Origin of the sequence: Pseudomonas sp. EL_65y_Pfl1_R83, assembly GCF_963970695.1 — a bacterium.
GTDB classification, from domain to species: domain Bacteria; phylum Pseudomonadota; class Gammaproteobacteria; order Pseudomonadales; family Pseudomonadaceae; genus Aquipseudomonas; species Aquipseudomonas tritici.
Genome location: NZ_CAXAQI010000204.1, coordinates 1 through 547 on the forward strand (window position 1 = coordinate 1; position 547 = coordinate 547).

At 63.8% G+C, this 547-nt stretch carries 1 protein-coding gene and 1 pseudogene; both read right to left on the reverse strand.

Going from position 1 to position 547, the window contains the following annotated elements; translation table 11 throughout:
* A pseudogene (locus tag AACY08_RS28420) lies at positions 1 to 368 on the reverse strand (nitrite/sulfite reductase); the annotation flags it as partial.
* A partial coding sequence (locus AACY08_RS28425) for a transketolase C-terminal domain-containing protein (protein WP_339472427.1) occupies positions 368 to 547 on the reverse strand: 180 nt, incomplete at its 5' end. The pseudogene AACY08_RS28420 and the gene AACY08_RS28425, both read right to left, overlap by 1 nt.

The window sequence follows — 547 nt, forward strand, 5'->3', positions numbered from 1 at the left end:
ATCAGGTCGAGATTGGCAGGTGCCAGACCCGCCGCGTCGAGCGCCTGCCAAATGGCGTGAAGATCGGCCTTGCGGACGTGCGGCAGCACGATGTTCTGCGCATGTGTCACGCGCAGTTCGTCGAAGCTGTAGCGCTCGGCGAGATCGGCCATCAGGTCGATCTGCTCGGCGGTGGCGTCGCCGGGGATGCCGCCGGTGGGTTTCAGGCTGATCGTGACGATCGCATAGCCCGGTTGCTTGTGCGCGGCGGTGTTTTGCGCGCGCCATGCCTGGAAATCACCGTTCGCTTCGAGCGCAGTCGAGAAGCCCGTCGCAGACGCAGGTGTCTCGACTTCGCTCGACACGAACGGGAGGGACAAAAGCCCCATTATGCGTCTTTCATGATTTTCTTGAGCGCCTCGCCGATACGGACGGGGCCCGGGAAATACGCCCATTCCAGGCTGTGCGGGTACGGCGTGTCAAAGCCGGTGACGCGCTCGATCGGCGCCTCGAGATGGTAGAAGCAGCGCTCCTGCACCAAGGCCGACAGTTCCGCGCCAAAGCCGCT